The 2,030-nt window shown below is 33.1% G+C and carries 3 protein-coding genes; 1 reads left to right on the plus strand and 2 read right to left on the minus strand.

From position 1 onward, the window contains the following. Positions 1-99: 99 nt before the first annotated feature. A complete protein-coding gene (locus AB5123_RS14235; protein WP_368364991.1) occupies positions 100-564 on the plus strand; it encodes a hypothetical protein in 465 nt (154 codons plus the stop codon). Between the two features lie 6 nt (positions 565-570). On the opposite strand, the gene AB5123_RS14240 is transcribed toward AB5123_RS14235, so the two are convergent. Both AB5123_RS14240 and AB5123_RS14245 read right to left on the minus strand, forming a co-directional pair. Then, complete coding sequence (locus AB5123_RS14240) at positions 571-1,398, minus strand: hypothetical protein (RefSeq protein WP_041337564.1); 828 nt, start codon at positions 1,396-1,398, stop codon at positions 571-573. Continuing rightward, the coding region (locus AB5123_RS14245; RefSeq protein WP_368364992.1) for a hypothetical protein at positions 1,395-2,030 on the minus strand (636 nt) is incomplete at its 5' end. The genes AB5123_RS14245 and AB5123_RS14240, both read right to left, overlap by 4 nt.

A 2,030-nucleotide genomic window follows, 5' to 3' on the forward strand; every position in this document is an offset into this window, starting at 1 on the left:
CCGCCAAAACATTCACATCGGACGAGCAAAGCTCGCCGATTTTGCGAAGTTTTACAAGTTCTGATAAAATGGAGTCAGAAAGCGAAGGTTGAGTTTTTTATGGAGTCAAAGAACAGAAGATCAGCAGAAAATAGCGAACGTTCAGGCGTTTGTGATGATGTCAAGGTGAAATTTCCGCTTTATGTTTTCCCAGAGACGATGCAGAAAATTGATATGCTTTATGAGGCTGACAACTGCAAGTCGAAGACGGAGTTTATAGAGAAGGCGATACGTTTTTACTGTGGGTATCTGCTTAACAAGGACAGTGTGGCAGCGGAATATGCCGCTCCTCAGATCACTGCAATAACTGAGGGCATAGTAAAAGGCACGGAACAGAGGTTGTCCCGTGCCTTATTTAAGGTTGCTGTCGAACTTGGTGCAGTATCACATATGCTTGCGGCGGTTCATGAGATTGATGATGATACTATGATCAAGCTTCGGACTATGTGTACGGATGAGGTCAAGAGGATCAATGGTATCATTAATTTTGAAAAGGCGGTGAGGTATCAACGGGCGGACTTATGAATATCATTATAGTTTTATCACAGAATTCGCCAAACGTTTTTCGTTGCCGATTTCTGTAGTATAGTATCGTTGTTCAATTCCGTATATTAATTCTTTTAATTCTTTTTCCGAACCTATGTCAAATGTGTTTTTATCCTCATTTGTTTTAAGATTCTTGCAGTATTTAGAAATGTACTTAACGATTTGTTTCTTTTCTTTCGGATTAAATTTCTTAAGTGTCTCTAATGCCATTGTAATACGTTTTCTATTTGCGGTTTTAACTTCTAAAGTTGAGTATCCACTCGTCAGATTAATAAATGACGAATTGAGGAATTCAGTTGTTTCTTCATCCGTTGCTTCACGATATAGTTCCTCTATACCTTTAAATATTTTCTTTAATTTTGATAGGCTTTGAAAATAAAGTGTGTCATTATTTTTCTGATATATTGCGTCTGGAGTCACATTAATATTAATGCTTTTACTGTTTTCTTCATAAGTAAAATCATCTCCTATATGTATAAATCTACGAGGTTTTAAGTTTGCTTTGCTTATATTTTGAAAATAGAAAATGTCATCTTGTATTGAGCAAAGATAATCAATAGAATCAACTTCAGATTTGCTGAGCTTTTCATAATTAACTGATGAGAAGTCTTCTTTTAGAAGCTCAATACAAAATGTGGTTTTTGAAAATGAAGTAATCATATACCATTCATTTTCTTCGTGTAATGTTGATGACGAATATTCAATTGCATCATCTAAATTAGACGGAAACGAGTATACATCTTTTCCACTAATCATTTTTTTGTAAGTTGGTGTTCTTTTTCTGTCCTTTACTTTAACGATTAGGCATTTCATTTTGTTCCTCCAAATTCTATAAAAGCAGTATCACTAAGTCGCTTAAGATTTTCAGTTTGTAATTCTTTAGCGTTTCGATATGTTTGTCTAGAAATAATCATTATTTTTGTTCCTTTGTCGGTTGTTATGTAATAGTATTTGTAGCCAATTAGTAAAAGCATTGGATTAAAAAACTGTGTCTGTGATGCGAATGTAAATATAAATACGATTATGTATATACAAACTAATGTATGACAATTATCAAGTCCAATGCCAATAAAAAAATAACCAAGATAATTTGCAAGGAAGTCATTATTTACTTCATCAATGTTTTCACAATTAGATACATTATCACTAGAACAGCCAGCCTTTGTGATAATAATCCAAAAAGCAATCAAGATGAAAGGCATAGCAATTAAGCAAACATCTGTAAGAAAAATTGATTGGTTCAGAAAGTTCCATTTTTGATCTATTCCATATATGATTACTATCCATATGGTTGATATAAGAGTAAAAAATAACTTGTGTATGATTTTTATCATAGAGAAAAACTCCTTTATATTGAGATTAATAAATGATAACTCTTTATTATCAACCGTTAGAGGAGGAAGTAAAATGGAAAGATATATAGTATTAATTACGATGCACGCCGA

The organism is Ruminococcus sp. RTP21204st1_B2_RTP21204_210225 (assembly GCF_040914135.1).
Lineage (GTDB): Bacteria > Bacillota > Clostridia > Oscillospirales > Ruminococcaceae > Hominimerdicola > Hominimerdicola aceti.